The sequence below is a fragment of the Amycolatopsis kentuckyensis genome, from assembly GCF_002155975.1.
Taxonomy (GTDB): Bacteria; Actinomycetota; Actinomycetes; order Mycobacteriales; family Pseudonocardiaceae; genus Amycolatopsis; species Amycolatopsis kentuckyensis.
In genome coordinates, this window is record NZ_MUMI01000880.1 from 348 (window position 1) to 612 (window position 265).

Genomic DNA, 265 nt, shown 5'->3' on the forward strand with positions numbered 1-265 from the left:
GCCGGTACGCCGGGTCGCGGCCGGGACGGCGTCGTAGAGCAGCTCGACCAGGCGTCCGCTGTTGGTGAAGGGTTCCTTCTCGCGCGCGGCCACGACCGCCTTGACGATCCGCTGCGCGAAGCGTTCTTCGCCGTAGTCCCGCAGGATCCGGACGAGCTCGCCGGGCGCGTACGTGTTGAGCACGTCGGCGGCGGTGAACCCGGTGGTCGGGTCCATCCGCATGTCCAGCGGCGAGTCCTTGGCGTAGGCGAACCCGCGCTCGGCG

General features: G+C 71.3%; 1 protein-coding gene. It reads right to left on the minus strand.

The genetic code is table 11. The annotated features are described in order from the left end of the window. Nucleotides 1-265 (minus strand): 16S rRNA (cytosine(1402)-N(4))-methyltransferase (gene mraW / locus CCN39_RS52490; RefSeq protein WP_158104632.1); only part of this gene is annotated, 265 nt, incomplete at both ends.